Genomic DNA, 13,568 nt, shown 5'->3' on the forward strand with positions numbered 1-13,568 from the left:
TATCGCACTCTCAATGACGTACTTTCTTAACCACATTTTCATACACTATCTCTTAATTTAAGATGAAACACCTATGAGCATGAGCCCTTTTCAGGCACTGGCTTGCCCGCTGGATGGTGAACCGCTACAGCTTGCGGGCAATGTATGGCGTTGTGCGGCTGGGCACAGCTTTGATATTGCCAAGCAGGGGTACGTGAACCTTCTGCCTGTGCAGCAGAAGCGCTCCCATGACCCTGGTGATAGTAAAACCATGGTGGCAGCCCGGCAGCGCTTTTTAAACGCGGGGCACTATCAGCCCATTGCAGAGGCGATCAGTAGCGCTGTACTGCGCCATATTGAGGAGCCGCCTACGTCAGGCAGCTCGCCGCTAAGTTGTTTAGACGCCGGCTGTGGGGAAGGCTATTACCTGCGTCAACTGGCCCGCGCCGTACCAGCCCAGCAATCACTTGCACTGATGGGGTTGGATATCTCTAAATGGGCAGTGCTCGCCGCGGCGAAGCAGGATGATAAGCAGACGCCGACAAGTCGTTGGGTGGTGGGTAGCAATGCGCACTTACCCGTAGAGGCGGGAACACTGGATAGCGTTTTGTGTATGTTTGGCTTTCCTGTGTATAGCGAATTTTCCAGGGTATTAAAAGCCGGTGGAGTGCTGCTCCAAGTGGAGGCTGGGCCAAATCATCTGCGCGAGCTGCGGGAAATTATCTACCCCACATTAAAGCCAGAGCGTTCAAATGAGGCGGGAGTGCCGGAAAGTTTTGCCTACCAAAGCAGCGAGAACGTGCGTTACACGATAGCGCTAAAGGGAGCTGAGGAGATCGCCGATTTATTGGCGATGACACCGCATCTTTATCGGGCCAGTGCGGAAGGGCGTGCGCGGGCAGCGGCGCTGGAGACATTAGTCACTACGGTGGATGTGCGAGTAGTACAGTGGCTTCGAGTTTAGCCGTTACTTAAAGCAGAGATTTTTGGTGCACTGTCGTACTTGTCACATTAGCGTATTTGTCACGTTAGCAGTGCCCAAACGCAACAAGGCCCGCATAAGCGGGCCTTGTTGTTCGAACCTCGGAAGGTTCGAGCAAACTCTTAAGCGCTAGGGCTTAGGAAATTTGCTTGATGTTTGAAGCTTGAAGGCCTTTCTTACCCTGGGTAACGTCAAAAGAAACGTTAGCGCCTTCTTGCAGGGTTTTGAAGCCATCTGCTTGAATTTCAGAGAAATGGGCAAACAGGTCATCGCCGCCGTCAGAAGGAGCAATAAAACCGAAGCCTTTAGTATCGTTGAACCACTTAACTGTGCCAGTAGACATAATAAAAATCCTTTCGCGCAATGCGATTTGTAAAGTTCCTGGTATCACCCAGATTAATAGCGGATAAAACAAGGAATACAATTACAGTCTTGCCGAAAGATTTTGTACTCGTCTATCTCGTACATTTCTAAATCTTTTTCGTACACTTCTGAAACCATGCTTGCTTGCTAACCAACTGGCGCTACAGTGTCATTAAATGTAGCTCGTGTCAAACCCTTTGTTGATTATCTACCGTTGCGCTCACTGAGTAGCCTCTATTGCCAGCCTACTTTCCACACGCTGTCATCTTTTAAGCTTTGCCACGGCACAATGAGCTCGCGATGCGAGTACACAGCCTCAATCACGACCTCTACTACGTTCTCTTCTTCATCGCGCAGCAACTGGGTAACCATAAAGTGCTTCTCTTTATTGCTTGGCTGGGCAGCCGTCCATTTGCTGTGGTGTAGCTTGCTCGGATTGATCGTATGCATTGACGCTCCTTGGCAAAGATATCGCTTGTTAGCTGCCATCAGTGGTTATGCACTGACTATTGCACTTACTGTTGTACCCAGTTTTCAATGCCAAGTTCTGCATTGAGGCCTTTTAGGGTCTCGGTGCGTTCGCGACCGTTTTCAGAGTGACAGCCCGTATCGTGTTCAAGCACTGCTTGTTCGCCATCCTGGTTAACCCACGTCACTGTGTAATGTGGCAGGTCGGTGGCACGGGGTTCGCAATCAAGGGTTTGCTGCGTTGTGCCCATGTCGGGTTGCATCGCAGCTAGCCGCTCTTGCAGCGAACGAAAGACAGTCGCATTGCCTGCCTGAGTGCGCTCACCTTCAACGGCCGTGTGACGTTCACCTACGTAGCGGGTTGTACCATCCGCCTCAACCGCAACGCTATAGACAGGGCAGGTACCGTAGCAAGGGCCTACTTCATAACGGATTTCAGCCAGGCTATTTTCGCTGGGCGTGGCGGAATGCTGCGCGCAGCCCGCTGTCATTAGCGCCAATGTGGATACCATTAAACAGGTAATAGAAAAACGCATGCGAAAACTCCTTTTCTTGTAAAGATAATCTGACTTGATACGTTATTTGCAGAGGACTTCATTCGTGCCAGCAATACCTTAATGCTTGAATGAGGGGATTCGGCTTTGCAGTGTACGTTAACGCCAACAGTTTCCATAAAGTAATCGCTAAATTAACAAACATGCACAAGGCTGTGCATGTTTGAGGCGTCTGTGCTCTATAAAAGCCAACGGGCCTGCGATAGTGGTGAGCTGTTTCTCCGGCTGCCTGCAGAGAAAGTGCGTACCGCCTTGATTTATTGTCGCCTTCCTATCTTGTCGATATCGCTGTGCCACACTAATAGAATGAGATGTATAAGTGGGGCACATGCTTCTCACATTAGACCTGCTCACACATGCAAACCTATAGGGACTTAAATGACTCGCATATGGAAAGCCTATTCACAGGCGTCGTTGATTTTACGCGTCACCATCGCACTGGTGCTGGGCGTTTTGGTCGGGTTGGTGGGTGATGAGCCGGTAGCGGCCTGGCTGGCGCCGTTAGGCGATTTGCTCCTTCGGCTGCTTACTTTTCTGATTGTTCCGATTGTACTGTTTACGCTGATGGTGGGGGTGAACCAGTCACGAGAGGGCAGTGCAGGACGTATTGGCGGCAAGGTATTTGGTTACTATTTAGCGTCATCGGCATTAGCGATCACCGTGGGTTTAACTATCGCTTCCCTGTTCAATCCGGGTAGCGGAATGAGGCTGGAGGAGGAAGCCAGCTTCTCGGTGCCGGATAACCCTGGCGTTGTGGATGCCCTGCTTAATATCGTGCCCAGTAATATTATCGGTGCATTCGCCGAGCTCAATATGCTGGGTATTATTTTTACAGCGCTGGTGTTTGGCATCGCCTTGTTAAAAATGCGGCAGTCTGAACGTCAGCAGGCGATAGGCGAGCGTCTGTATGAGGTGATTGAAGCGCTCAATGAGGTCACCTTAAAAGTGATGTCGGGCGTCTTGCACTACGTGCCCATCGGCGTGTTTGCGATTGTCGCCGAAACGGTAAGCCAGCAGGGGATGGAAACGCTGCTATCGCTGGGCGACATGGTGGTGGTGCTGTATATCGCAATCGCCACTCATTTGCTGATTTATTGCGGCATCATGCAGCTGTTTGGCGTCAAGCTACTTACCTTCTTTCGTGAGGCACGTACGCCCATGGCAACCGCGTTTGCCACCCAAAGCAGCTCAGGCACACTGCCACTCACTATTAATGCTGCGCATCGGCTGGGAATTTCCAAAAGCATCTATGGCTTTAGCCTGCCACTAGGGGCTACCTTGAATATGGATGGTGCGGCGATTCGTATCGCGATTTCGGCGGTCTTTGCTTCCAACGTGATTGGCGCGCCGCTGGATTTCATTAGCATGGTGCAGATAGTGCTGATTGGCACGTTGGTGTCGGTGGGTACCGCAGGCGTGCCAGGCGCTGGGATCATTATGATCGCGACCGTGTTTGCCCAAGTGGGGCTGCCAATAGAGACGGTTGCGCTGCTCACTGCCATTGATGCATTGGTAGGTATGGGGGCTACGGCGCTTAACGTGACAGGCGATTTAGTGGGTTCCTCCGTTATTGCCCGAAGCGAAGGCGAAAAGTTGAAAGAGACAGCTCTGGAAGATACGTCCGCCACGGCAAAGGTGTAGTAAGAAAGGGATAGTAAGAAAGGGATAGTAAGTCAGCGCCGTTGATTTAAAGGAGAACTCACGATGAATGATCGAGAACTCATCTATCTGAGACGTGCCATTGAGCTGGCTGAAGAGGCCCTTGAGGCGGGCGATGAGCCCTTTGGGAGTGTGCTAGTAAGTGCTGAAGGTGATGTGTTGGCAGAAGACCGTAACCGCATTGCCGGTGGTGATTCCACGCAACACCCTGAGTTTGCTCTGGCACGCTGGGCAGCACAGCATATGACGCCAGAAGCGCGAGCAGCGGCGACTGTCTATACTTCAGGCGAACATTGCCCCATGTGTGCTGCTGCCCATGGCTGGGTAGGGCTGGGGCGTATTGTTTATGCGAGCTCATCAGAGCAGCTAAGTGACTGGCTAGCGGATTTAGGGGTTGGGCCGCCGCCTGTTGCCACTTTGCCTATTCAAAAGGTGGTACCTGGGCTGAAGGTAGAAGGCCCTATTCCAGAGCTTGATGAGAGCGTGCGTGCATTGCATCAGCGTCGACACGGACGCCTTAGTTAATGCTACAAAAAAGCCGCCTAAGCGTTAGCTTAGGCGGCGTCACATACCCAACAAACAGCTTCATTAAATGCTAGTGCTTCAATATCACATAAAACGCATGAATGATGCCCGGAATGAAGCCAAATAGCGTTAGGATAATGTTCAGCCAGAAATGCCCTTTAAAGCCGACCTCAAAAAATACGCCGAGTGGGGGAAGTATAACGGCAAAAATCATCTTAATCGGATCAGTCGCTGTAAACGCCATGAAGCCTCCTTTGCTTTCAGGGGTGTAACTTGTACAAGTGTAGGCACTGTCGGAAGTTTTATCCAGGCCTTGGTGAATAAGCTGAGACTAACCCAATAGAAAATCGTTCATTTACGCTTTCAATTTCCACTAACACTATCTGGGAGGGACCCCATGCCCAACATAACATTGAAAGTCACCACCGCGTCTTTAGGGGTGTTGAGCTGCTTTGTAGCAAGTCAAAGCTGGGCTCAAGAGGGCCCGACGAACAACACTAACCTGGCCACCGTGGAGGTGACCGCGCCTCGTTTGGCGCGTGAGCTATATGATACGCCCGCGGCGGTTTCCACCATTGACCGCGAAGCCATTGCGCAAGGTCAGCAGCGCGCGCGATTGGATGAGTCACTGGTGCGTGTGCCGGGTGTTTTTCTGCAGAACCGCGATAACTTCGCCCAGGGCCAGCGCATTTCCATCCGCGGTTTTGGTGCTCGCGCGCCGTTTGGCGTACGCGGGATTACCGTGATGGTCGATGGTATTCCCTACACGCTGCCAGACGGTCAGGCGCAGTTAGATGCCATTGACCTGGACAGCGCTGAGCGTATTGAAGTCATCCGTGGGCCTTCTTCGGTGCTTTATGGCAATGCGGCGGGCGGGGTGATTGATATCACCACAGCGGATGGGCGCGATAACCCTGGTTCAAGCGTGCGTACCGAGGTGGGGAGCGATGGCTACCGTAAGGCGGTCGTGCAAACCGGTGGCGCCCAAGGGGATTGGTCGCACCATGTGAGCTTTTCAGCGCTTAATGTCGATGGCTATCGAGAGCAGAGCTCCACGGAAAAGTACCTGCTGAATGCCAAACTCCGCCGCGAGTTAGGCAGCGACCGAGCGTTAACCGCGATTATCAATCTCCTCGATAACCCCCGTTCTGAAGATCCTGGTGCTTTAAACGCCAGAGAAGTAGCCGCAGGGCGTGATCAAGCCGCGCCTAACTCGCTCGCCCTAGACGCTGGGCAGAATGTCGATCAACAGCTCCTCGGCTTACAGTACGAAGATTTGTCCGCAGGCCCTGGCGAGTTCTACTTAAAAGGCTTTATTTCCCAGCGCGATTTTGAGCAGCAGTTGCCTTACGTGGGTGACAGTCGCATCGGCTACCAGCGTGATTACCTGGGCGCGAGCGCCGAGTATCACCATGAGGTCAGCCTGGGCAGCTTACCGCTGAGCTATATCACCGGTGTGGATGTGGCTCGCCAAGACGACGAACGCTTTAGAAACGATGTCAATCCGCAGGGTGTTGTTGGTGAGCAGCTGGCGGAAGAGACCCAAACGGCAACCTCGGCTGGGGTGTTTGCTCAAGGTGATTTGGCTTTAACCGAGCAGGTCACGCTCTCGCTTGGCGCACGCTTTGACCGAGTGGAGCTAGAAGTAGATGATCGCTATTTGGACGATGGCGATCAAAGCGGTGACCAGACCTTCAATGAGTGGAGCGGTTCGGCGGGGTTAAGTTACCGTTATCGTCCGCAGCATCAAGCCTATATCAATACCGGTACGGCGTTTGAAACGCCGACGTTCTCCGAGTTTGCCAATCCGGCAGGCGGTGGTTTTAACCCGTCGGTGTCGCCGCAAAAAGCCTGGAATCGTGAAGTGGGGCTGCGGGGCTACGTTGAACCGCTGGCCATGGATTACGATCTGGCGCTATTTTCGGTGCGCGTGCGTGACGAGCTCGTGCCGTATGATGACGGCGGCCGCACCTTCTACCAAAACGCAGGCGACACCGACCGCGACGGCATTGAGCTGGCGCTAGGCTGGCAGTTAGCCGACCAGTGGCGGTTGGATAGTGCTCTGACGCTGGCGCGCTATGAGTTTGATCAATTTGCCACACCAACGGAAAGCTTTGGTGGCAACCGTATCCCCGGCTTACCTGAACAGACCTGGGTCAATCAGCTAACCTGGGAAGGAATTGATGAGCGCTTTGCGACCCTTGAAACCCAATACGTGGGTGACTTGGTGGCTGACAATGCTAATGAAACCGAGGTCGATAGCTACTGGCTGGTCAATCTGCGGGTGGGAGATGGCTGGCAGTTGGGCAGCGATACGCAGCTAAATGCCTATGTGGGCGTGCGCAACCTATTGGATGAAGAGCATTATTCCAATGTGCGCTTGAACGGCACCTTTGGCCGCTTTTACGAGCCTGCTCCCGGGCGCAGTGTTTATGGCGGGTTAGAAGTACGTTTCTAAACCCTAAATGAATAAAAAACGATGAGTAAAAACGGGCGGCCCATCATTTGGGTCGCCCGTTCTCGTTGGTGAGTCTACTAGGTCGATCGGTTACTCAGGCAGCGCGTAGCCAATCACATAGTCACCCATCTTGGTACCAAAGGTGCCGTGACCACCCGCCGTGACCACTACGTACTGGCGACCATCTTCGCCGGTGTAGGTCATGGGGGTGGCTTGGCCACCTGCCGGAAGGCGTGCTTTATACACTTCCTCGCCAGTGGTGATGTCGTAGCCGCGCAGGTACTGATCTAGGGTGCCGCTCAAGAACGATACACCGCCCGCGGTGGTGAGCGGTCCGCCGAGCGCCGGAACGCCGACATTCAAACCAATCGGCAGATCGAACGGCATGCTGTCACGTGTCGTGCCATTACGGTGCTTCCATACCACTTCTGCGCTTTGTAGATCGATACCGGCCACATCGCCCCAGGAAGGCGCTTGGCAGGGCAGCCCTAGAACGGAAAGCAGTGGCCCAAGCTCAACGGCATAGGGAGCGCCTGCATTAGGCTGCAACCCCTGTTCGCTGGCCGAGCCTTGTCCTTCTTCTACCTCATCGCGAGGTACCAGCGTGGAAACAAAGGCCAAGTATTTAGCGCCGGTGAATAGCGCCTGGCGTTCAGGATCAACGGCAACGCCACCCCAATTCATCACGCCAACATTACCCGGATACACAATGCTGCCTTCCAGCGAAGGCGGCGTGTACTGTCCTTCATAACGCAACGAGTTGAACTGAATACGGCACATCATTTGGTCAAACGGTGAGGCGCCCCACATATCGCGCTCGGTGAGCGGGGGAGGCAGCAGGTTAAGCGCCGAGCGTGGCTGTGTTTCCGCCGTCCAGTCGCCTTCAACGGCGCCTTGCGGAGCAGGTATCTCTTCGATGGGCACCATCGGCTCACCGGTTTCGCGGTTCAAGACGTAAAGACTGCCTTGCTTGGTCGGCTGAATCACCGCGGGTTGGGTGCCTTCATCAGTGGCTAAATCAATCAGCACCGGCTGCGCGGGTGTGTCCATATCCCACAGGTCGTGATGAACGAACTGGTAAACCCATTCAACCTGACCATCTTCCAGGTTGAGTGCCACTAAGCCTGCGCTATAGGTTTCATCGTTCTCAGTGCGGTCGGCGCCATACTGATCTGGTGTGGCGTTACCCATGGGCAGGTAAACCATGCCGAGTTCTTCATCTACGCTGATCGGCGCCCATACGTTAGGCGAGTTACGTGTGTAGGTTTCGCCTTCCGCTAATGGTTCGGTGTTATCGGGGTTACCGCTATCCCAATTCCACACTAACTCGCCGGTATGCACGTCGAAGGCGCGAATGACGCCAGAAGGCGCATCGGTGGAGCTGTTGTCGGTAACATGCCCGCCTAGAATGACCAGATTTTCAGTTACCGTCGCAGGCGATGTGGAGTAGTAACCGCCAGGGTCGAAGTCGCCAATATTGTTGGTCAAGTCGACTTCACCATTGTCGCCAAAGTTGGCGCATCGCTCACCGGTGTCGGCATTCAGTGCAATTAAACGCGCATCGGCGGTTGGCAGGTAAAGCCTGCGTGGGCACATGACGTCCGTTTCGCTAAGCATGGGCTGCGTAGTGCTATCTTCTTCAACACCAAACAGCAGTGACAAGAAAGAGAGATCGACGCTGAAAATATCACTGTTATCGAAGATGTCGAAAGAGAGTGCTGTGTCGCTGTTCGGTGCATCGTTGTTGCTAGCAGCGCTGTCTGTGGACGCGCTGTTATCCGCTGATTCGTTAGCATCTGGCGCCGCAGAGTAGTTAGCCGCATCGTAGTAGGCGAGGCCGCGGCAGGTCATATGGGCCCAGAGCGAGAAATCCTCGGCACCCATCGTGCTCACCTCGGGGTCAAACTCCCATAATGTGTCCCCGGTTTCCGGGGAGAGCGCCATTGCGCGGCTGTGCGAGGTGCAAATATACAGGCTGTCGTTTACTTTAAGCGGGGTGTTCTGATTGGTGATTTCAGGCGGCGCGTTAGGGCCTGCCGCATCACCGGATTGAATGCGCCATACCTCTTCCAGTTCGCCGATGTTGTCAGGCGTAATCTGTTCAAGTGAGGAGTAGTGAGTGCCCGCATTGGTGCCGCCATAGGCAGGCCAGTCGTCTCCCGCTACTTGCGCGGGGTTAACGGCGTTGGCCTCTTCGCTGGCGTTGGAAATCGTCCCTTCGATGCTGCCTGGGTCGTTCAGCTGACTCGCAATAGCTACCAAGATGGCGGCAACAATGCTACCTACCAAGGCCAAGCTGCCGCCCCGTGACTGTAGTGGTTTACGCCACCAGGGAAGCAGTAGAATGATCCCGATTAGACAGAGGATCGCAACGCGTGGCACCAACTGCCACCAGTCTAAGCCGACTTCCCATAATGCCCACACCAGCGTCGCAAACAAGATGAACGCATACAGCCAGAGCGCCGCGCCCCGGCGCATGGCGAGTAAAACACCGCTGGCGATAATGCCGATGCCGGCAATTAAGTAATAAGCACTGCCGCCTACGCTAAGCAGCTTGCCGCCGCCAATGGCCAAGGCAAGTCCCGCCGCAACTAACAAAAGGCCAAGCAGTAATAGCGGCCACCTGCTGTGCGTACGTGAGTGTTCATCCATGAGGTAACCCCTATTTAACAACGAGTTAATGCCACTTAGCAGTGGCTGCTAAGCGGCGATTCCGCAATGTGCCCTAACCCATCAGCAAAGCCGATGGGTTAAAACACATCTCAATAGCTAATCGATTTTAATAATCAATTCGCTTTTGGTCTAATGATTTCTGGTGGGCAAGCACGAACAGTCATCAATAAAAAAGCCGCACTATCAACGTAGCGCGGCTTTCGGGATGTGGGGTAGGTAGCACCAGTAAGTTTAATCTAACGCAACGATTAGCTGTCTAGTTTGACCAGCATCTTACCGGTATTGCCGCCCTCAAATAGCGCCAAGAAAGCATCTGGCGTGCTCTCTAAACCCTCTTTCACGGTTTCTTTATAAGCCAGTTTGCCAGCGGCGACTTGCGGGGCCACTTCGTTTAGGAAGTAGGGGTAGCTCGACCAGTGATCCGCCACGATAAAGCCCTGCATTTTGGCTTTACGGATGACCAGTTGCGAAAGGTTGCTGGGGCCTGGGGTGGGCTCTGCGGCGTTGTAGTCGTCGATCATACCGCACACTGCGATTCTGGCGCCTTCATTTAACTGGCTGAGGGCAGCTTCCAGGCAAATGCCACCCACATTTTCATAATACACATCAATACCGTTGGGGCTTGCGAGCTTAATGGCGTCGCTTAGTTCATGCGCATTGCGATCGCGATAGCTGACCGGTTCGACACCCAGTGATTCAAGCCAAGCGAGCTTATGAGCAGCACCCGCAATGCCCACAACATGACATCCTTTTGCTTTGGCTAACTGAACCGCCAACGAACCAACCGCACCGCTGGCCGCACTGACCAGAACGTTATCGCCCGGTTTGCACTCTGCAATCAAATTAAGACCGGTCCAGGCGGTCATGCCCGGCATGCCTAACACACCCAGGTAAGCCTGTTCAGGAACATCAAGTTCGGGTAATGGCGTCACCCCTTGGGCAGGCAGTTGGGCAATATCACGCCAGCCGCCCATGTGGCTGACTTTGTCACCTACTTTTAGGCTTGGATCTTTGGATTCGATCACTTCACCAACGGCGCCGCCTTCCATAGGTTTGCCGAGTTCAAAGGGGTCTACGTAAGTGCGAACGCCATTCATGCGGCCCCGCATATAAGGGTCCACAGAGAGCCAGCGATTACGAATTCGCACCTCGCCGTCGGCTAGCTCAGGCAGCGTCTGTGTCTCCAGTTTAAACAGAGAGCGATCGGGTAGGCCCTGGGGGTAATCATTAAGCGTATAAAACCGTGACTGCATAAATGCCTCCTGCGAATAAAGGGCGCTTTGAGCTATCTGTTTCAGCTACGCGCATTGAACTCCTTGCAGCATAGAGACCATTAGCTTGCTTGCAAGTTCGCCATGCATGAGAAAGCGGTAGGCGATAAAGCACCTCAAAAGAAACAGGGCGACCATTGCTGGTCGCCCTGTATGTATAGAGTGGCACTATTTTGACTGGTTTACTGTCGCATTAATTAGGCTAAGGGGTATCACACACCAACCAAGAATGTGTTATCCGTTAATCCAACAGCGTTACCATAACCGGTGCTGTACCGCGGCGTAGCATGCCAAGCTTCACTGCCGCGCGTTTGGATAAATCAATAATGCGCCCTTTAACGAAGGGGCCGCGGTCATTGATCAATACTTCTACCTCTTGCCCCGTGTCCGGGCGCGTCACCAACACCTTCGTGCCAAACGGCAAACTAGGGTGGGCGGCTGTCAGTGCCTGCTGGTCAAAGGGCTCTCCACTCGCTGTGGTGGCTCCTTGAAAGCGGTCACTGTAAAAGGAGGCGACGCCTTCCTGTGTATCTGTTTCGTGTGCGAAAGCACTATTAGCAGCGCTACCAACTACTACCGCTGCCAAACAAATCGTTCGGATCAGTCGTTTTTGGGCTCCCATAGGAGTACCTCAGTTTTGCGTATTACGGATCCCGCATTCTTTGATGAGGTGCCGAGTAGGCCTTGCGATAGTACCCTTGTCGTTGCGGGTCAGCAAGCTTTGAGAAGATCGACGCAATTAGGTTCAATTTCAAGATTTTTTAATCGCAATGTTCGTGCCCTTGAGTTTCAGTGACTTATCAACCCAGGGGTTAAGTTAGTAAAAAATCAGATTTGTGCAATGCAGTATTTTTTATCAAACGCTCACTTGATTTCGTTAAGCATCTTATAATCACGTTTGCTTAATTTATTAATGATTGTCATTACAACTTAACAAGGGATCGTTCATGGCTAAATCGGCTTCGCTAGCATTTGTATTGGTGGCGTTGGGCGGCGCTGCCGTCGGTTTTCTGGCTGCTCAGGTTATTCCCTTGCAGCTGCAAACTGCTGAGGATAAGCCCACCAAGAGGCTCGTTCTTGCAGAGCCTTTACGCGGGGAAATAACCTTGGCTAGCGAGCTTAACGGGAACGATGGCAGCCGCTTTGTGCGCTATGCAATCTCCCTAGAAGAAGATGAAATTGTTGAAATCTCTCTTGATGGTGCCTTGGAAGGCGTTGTGGCCCTTTACGATGATCAGCTTCAGCTACTCGATAATGCGCCTGTTGTTCGCCACCGTATCGAAGAAAGCGGTGACTATGTCGTGGTGGTAAGCGGGGCCGATGCCTATAGCTATGGCCCATTTACCATTGATAGCCGCAGCGTAGAGCTCACCGATGCCGACACGGTAATAATAGGCGAATCATTTGACAGCTGGTTGCAGGGCGATGCCGATGAAATAGCGCTGAACATAGAAGAGGCGGGCCTTTACCAGCTTGAAATGCGCTCTGATGATTTTGACCCCTACTTAGCCATAGAAGGACCCAACGGCTATACCCGTGAAGATGATGACAGTGCCGGTGATTTAGACGCCCGCATTGCCGATTTCTTTGAGGCCGGTGAATACACGCTGACCGCGCGCAGTGCTTATGACGATGGCAATGGGGTTTATACCCTTTTAGTGGCGCCTCACGAACTACCGGGCGATGGCGAGCTGCGCAACGATGGGTCACTCACTGCCGAAGGATCGCTAAGTGGTTGGTACAGCGGTGAACCACTGATCTATCAGTTGGAGCTGGCAGAGAGCTCGTTGGTTACCATAGAAATGCGCTCCGCTGATTTCGATACGTTGATTGAAATTAGTGGACAAGGCGTTGCAGCCAGCGACGACGACGGCGCAGGGGGCACCGATTCCCGTCTTCAAGAGCAATTGCTGCCTGGTACTTATACGGTAAGCGCAAGCGGTTTTAGCGCTACCGGTAGTGGTTTGTTCGAATTAAATATTGAAATGGAACCGACGGAAATTCCTCCTCAACTTTAATTACTACCTCACTTATCCCGGTAAATTTATTTAAACCAGCTAGGCTGAAAAGGCATTGCCAAAAGCACGCATTGTGTCTGCTTTAGCACTGTTTACTGTCATTCAATAATAGGCATGGATCGCTTATGAACCAACAAATCAAAACACGCCGTTCAGCACATTTAATGGTGGTTGACCCGCAAGGTCAGCTACTGCTTTTTCGCCATCATGATGAGCATCAAGCGCCTTTTTGGACCACTGTAGGCGGCGAATTGCTTGAGGGAGAGGATTACCCCAGCACGGCAATGCGCGAGCTGAAGGAAAAAACGGGGTTGACCTGCCCACTCGGCCCGCTATTGCGCGAACGAGATGACATAGACGCCGTGGCAGGCTCTCCGCCAGCCCGCTGGCTTGAGCGCTACTTTCTGGTGCGCTGCCCGCCAATGGCTGAAGTTACCACTACACAGTGGAGCGATGAAGAGCCTTCTACTGTTCAGGCTAGGCATTGGTGGACGCGGGAAGAGATGCGCGAGGCCGCCCCCGCGCTTTTCAAACCCAGATGGCTACCTGAATTACTCGACGACATTCTATCTAGCGAGCCAGCGATTAAAGTAGCCGAGGTGAATCTGTTTAAGTAAG

The 13,568-nt window shown here is 53.1% G+C and carries 13 protein-coding genes; 6 read left to right on the forward strand and 7 right to left on the reverse strand.

The window, feature by feature from the left end:
- The first annotated feature begins 73 nt into the window (after positions 1–73).
- Positions 74–943 carry a putative RNA methyltransferase gene (locus V8L71_RS16365; protein WP_336274796.1) on the forward strand — a complete coding sequence of 290 codons (870 nt, stop codon included), beginning with the start codon at positions 74–76 and terminating at the stop codon, positions 941–943.
- Between the two features lie 154 nt (positions 944–1,097).
- Here the strand turns inward: V8L71_RS16365 and V8L71_RS16370 are convergent, their stop codons facing one another.
- The 3 genes from V8L71_RS16370 to V8L71_RS16380 form a co-directional block, all read right to left on the reverse strand.
- The gene (locus V8L71_RS16370) at positions 1,098–1,304 is read right to left on the reverse strand and encodes a cold-shock protein (RefSeq protein ID WP_007111402.1); all 207 of its coding nucleotides are present in this window, start codon (positions 1,302–1,304) and stop codon (positions 1,098–1,100) included.
- A 254-nt stretch (positions 1,305–1,558) separates the two neighbouring features.
- On the reverse strand, positions 1,559–1,774 hold the full coding sequence (locus tag V8L71_RS16375) for a TIGR02450 family Trp-rich protein (RefSeq protein WP_335596674.1): 216 nt from the start codon (positions 1,772–1,774) through the stop codon (positions 1,559–1,561).
- A gap of 65 nt (positions 1,775–1,839) precedes the next feature.
- Positions 1,840–2,328 carry a DUF6438 domain-containing protein gene (locus V8L71_RS16380; RefSeq protein WP_336274797.1) on the reverse strand — a complete coding sequence of 163 codons (489 nt, stop codon included), beginning with the start codon at positions 2,326–2,328 and terminating at the stop codon, positions 1,840–1,842.
- A 396-nt stretch (positions 2,329–2,724) separates the two neighbouring features.
- Between V8L71_RS16380 and V8L71_RS16385 the strand changes: the two genes are divergently transcribed.
- Together V8L71_RS16385 and V8L71_RS16390 are read left to right on the forward strand one after the other, a co-directional pair.
- On the forward strand, positions 2,725–3,987 hold the full coding sequence (locus tag V8L71_RS16385; protein WP_336274798.1) for a dicarboxylate/amino acid:cation symporter: 1,263 nt from the start codon (positions 2,725–2,727) through the stop codon (positions 3,985–3,987).
- Between the two features lie 63 nt (positions 3,988–4,050).
- On the forward strand, positions 4,051–4,530 hold the full coding sequence (locus V8L71_RS16390) for a nucleoside deaminase (protein WP_336274799.1): 480 nt from the start codon (positions 4,051–4,053) through the stop codon (positions 4,528–4,530).
- A 70-nt stretch (positions 4,531–4,600) separates the two neighbouring features.
- On the opposite strand, the gene V8L71_RS16395 is transcribed toward V8L71_RS16390, so the two are convergent.
- Positions 4,601–4,774 (reverse strand): YqaE/Pmp3 family membrane protein, encoded by a 174-nt coding sequence (locus tag V8L71_RS16395; protein ID WP_035538925.1) that lies wholly within the window; start codon positions 4,772–4,774, stop codon positions 4,601–4,603.
- A 153-nt stretch (positions 4,775–4,927) separates the two neighbouring features.
- On the opposite strand from V8L71_RS16395, the gene V8L71_RS16400 reads away from it, so the two are divergent.
- Positions 4,928–6,988 carry a TonB-dependent receptor family protein gene (locus V8L71_RS16400; protein ID WP_336274800.1) on the forward strand — a complete coding sequence of 687 codons (2,061 nt, stop codon included), beginning with the start codon at positions 4,928–4,930 and terminating at the stop codon, positions 6,986–6,988.
- Between the two features lie 90 nt (positions 6,989–7,078).
- Here V8L71_RS16400 and V8L71_RS16405 read toward each other — a convergent pair whose 3' ends face one another.
- The 3 genes from V8L71_RS16405 to V8L71_RS16415 form a co-directional block, all read right to left on the reverse strand.
- The gene (locus tag V8L71_RS16405; protein WP_336274801.1) at positions 7,079–9,640 is read right to left on the reverse strand and encodes a glucose/quinate/shikimate family membrane-bound PQQ-dependent dehydrogenase; all 2,562 of its coding nucleotides are present in this window, start codon (positions 9,638–9,640) and stop codon (positions 7,079–7,081) included.
- Between the two features lie 269 nt (positions 9,641–9,909).
- Positions 9,910–10,914 (reverse strand): NADP-dependent oxidoreductase, encoded by a 1,005-nt coding sequence (locus V8L71_RS16410; protein ID WP_336274802.1) that lies wholly within the window; start codon positions 10,912–10,914, stop codon positions 9,910–9,912.
- 259 nt (positions 10,915–11,173) lie between these two features.
- Positions 11,174–11,554, reverse strand: a complete 381-nt coding sequence (locus V8L71_RS16415) for a septal ring lytic transglycosylase RlpA family protein (protein ID WP_176303323.1) — start codon at positions 11,552–11,554, stop codon at positions 11,174–11,176.
- 325 nt (positions 11,555–11,879) lie between these two features.
- Here V8L71_RS16415 and V8L71_RS16420 point away from each other — a divergent pair, with 325 nt between their 5' ends.
- Both V8L71_RS16420 and V8L71_RS16425 read left to right on the forward strand, forming a co-directional pair.
- Positions 11,880–12,950: a hypothetical protein gene (locus tag V8L71_RS16420; protein ID WP_336274803.1), complete on the forward strand. Its 1,071-nt coding sequence runs from the start codon at positions 11,880–11,882 to the stop codon at positions 12,948–12,950.
- Between the two features lie 125 nt (positions 12,951–13,075).
- Positions 13,076–13,567 (forward strand): NUDIX hydrolase, encoded by a 492-nt coding sequence (locus V8L71_RS16425; protein ID WP_336274804.1) that lies wholly within the window; start codon positions 13,076–13,078, stop codon positions 13,565–13,567.
- Position 13,568 lies beyond the last annotated feature (1 nt).

The sequence above is a fragment of the Vreelandella indica genome, from assembly GCF_037070225.1.
Classification (GTDB): Bacteria; Pseudomonadota; Gammaproteobacteria; order Pseudomonadales; family Halomonadaceae; genus Vreelandella; species Vreelandella arctica.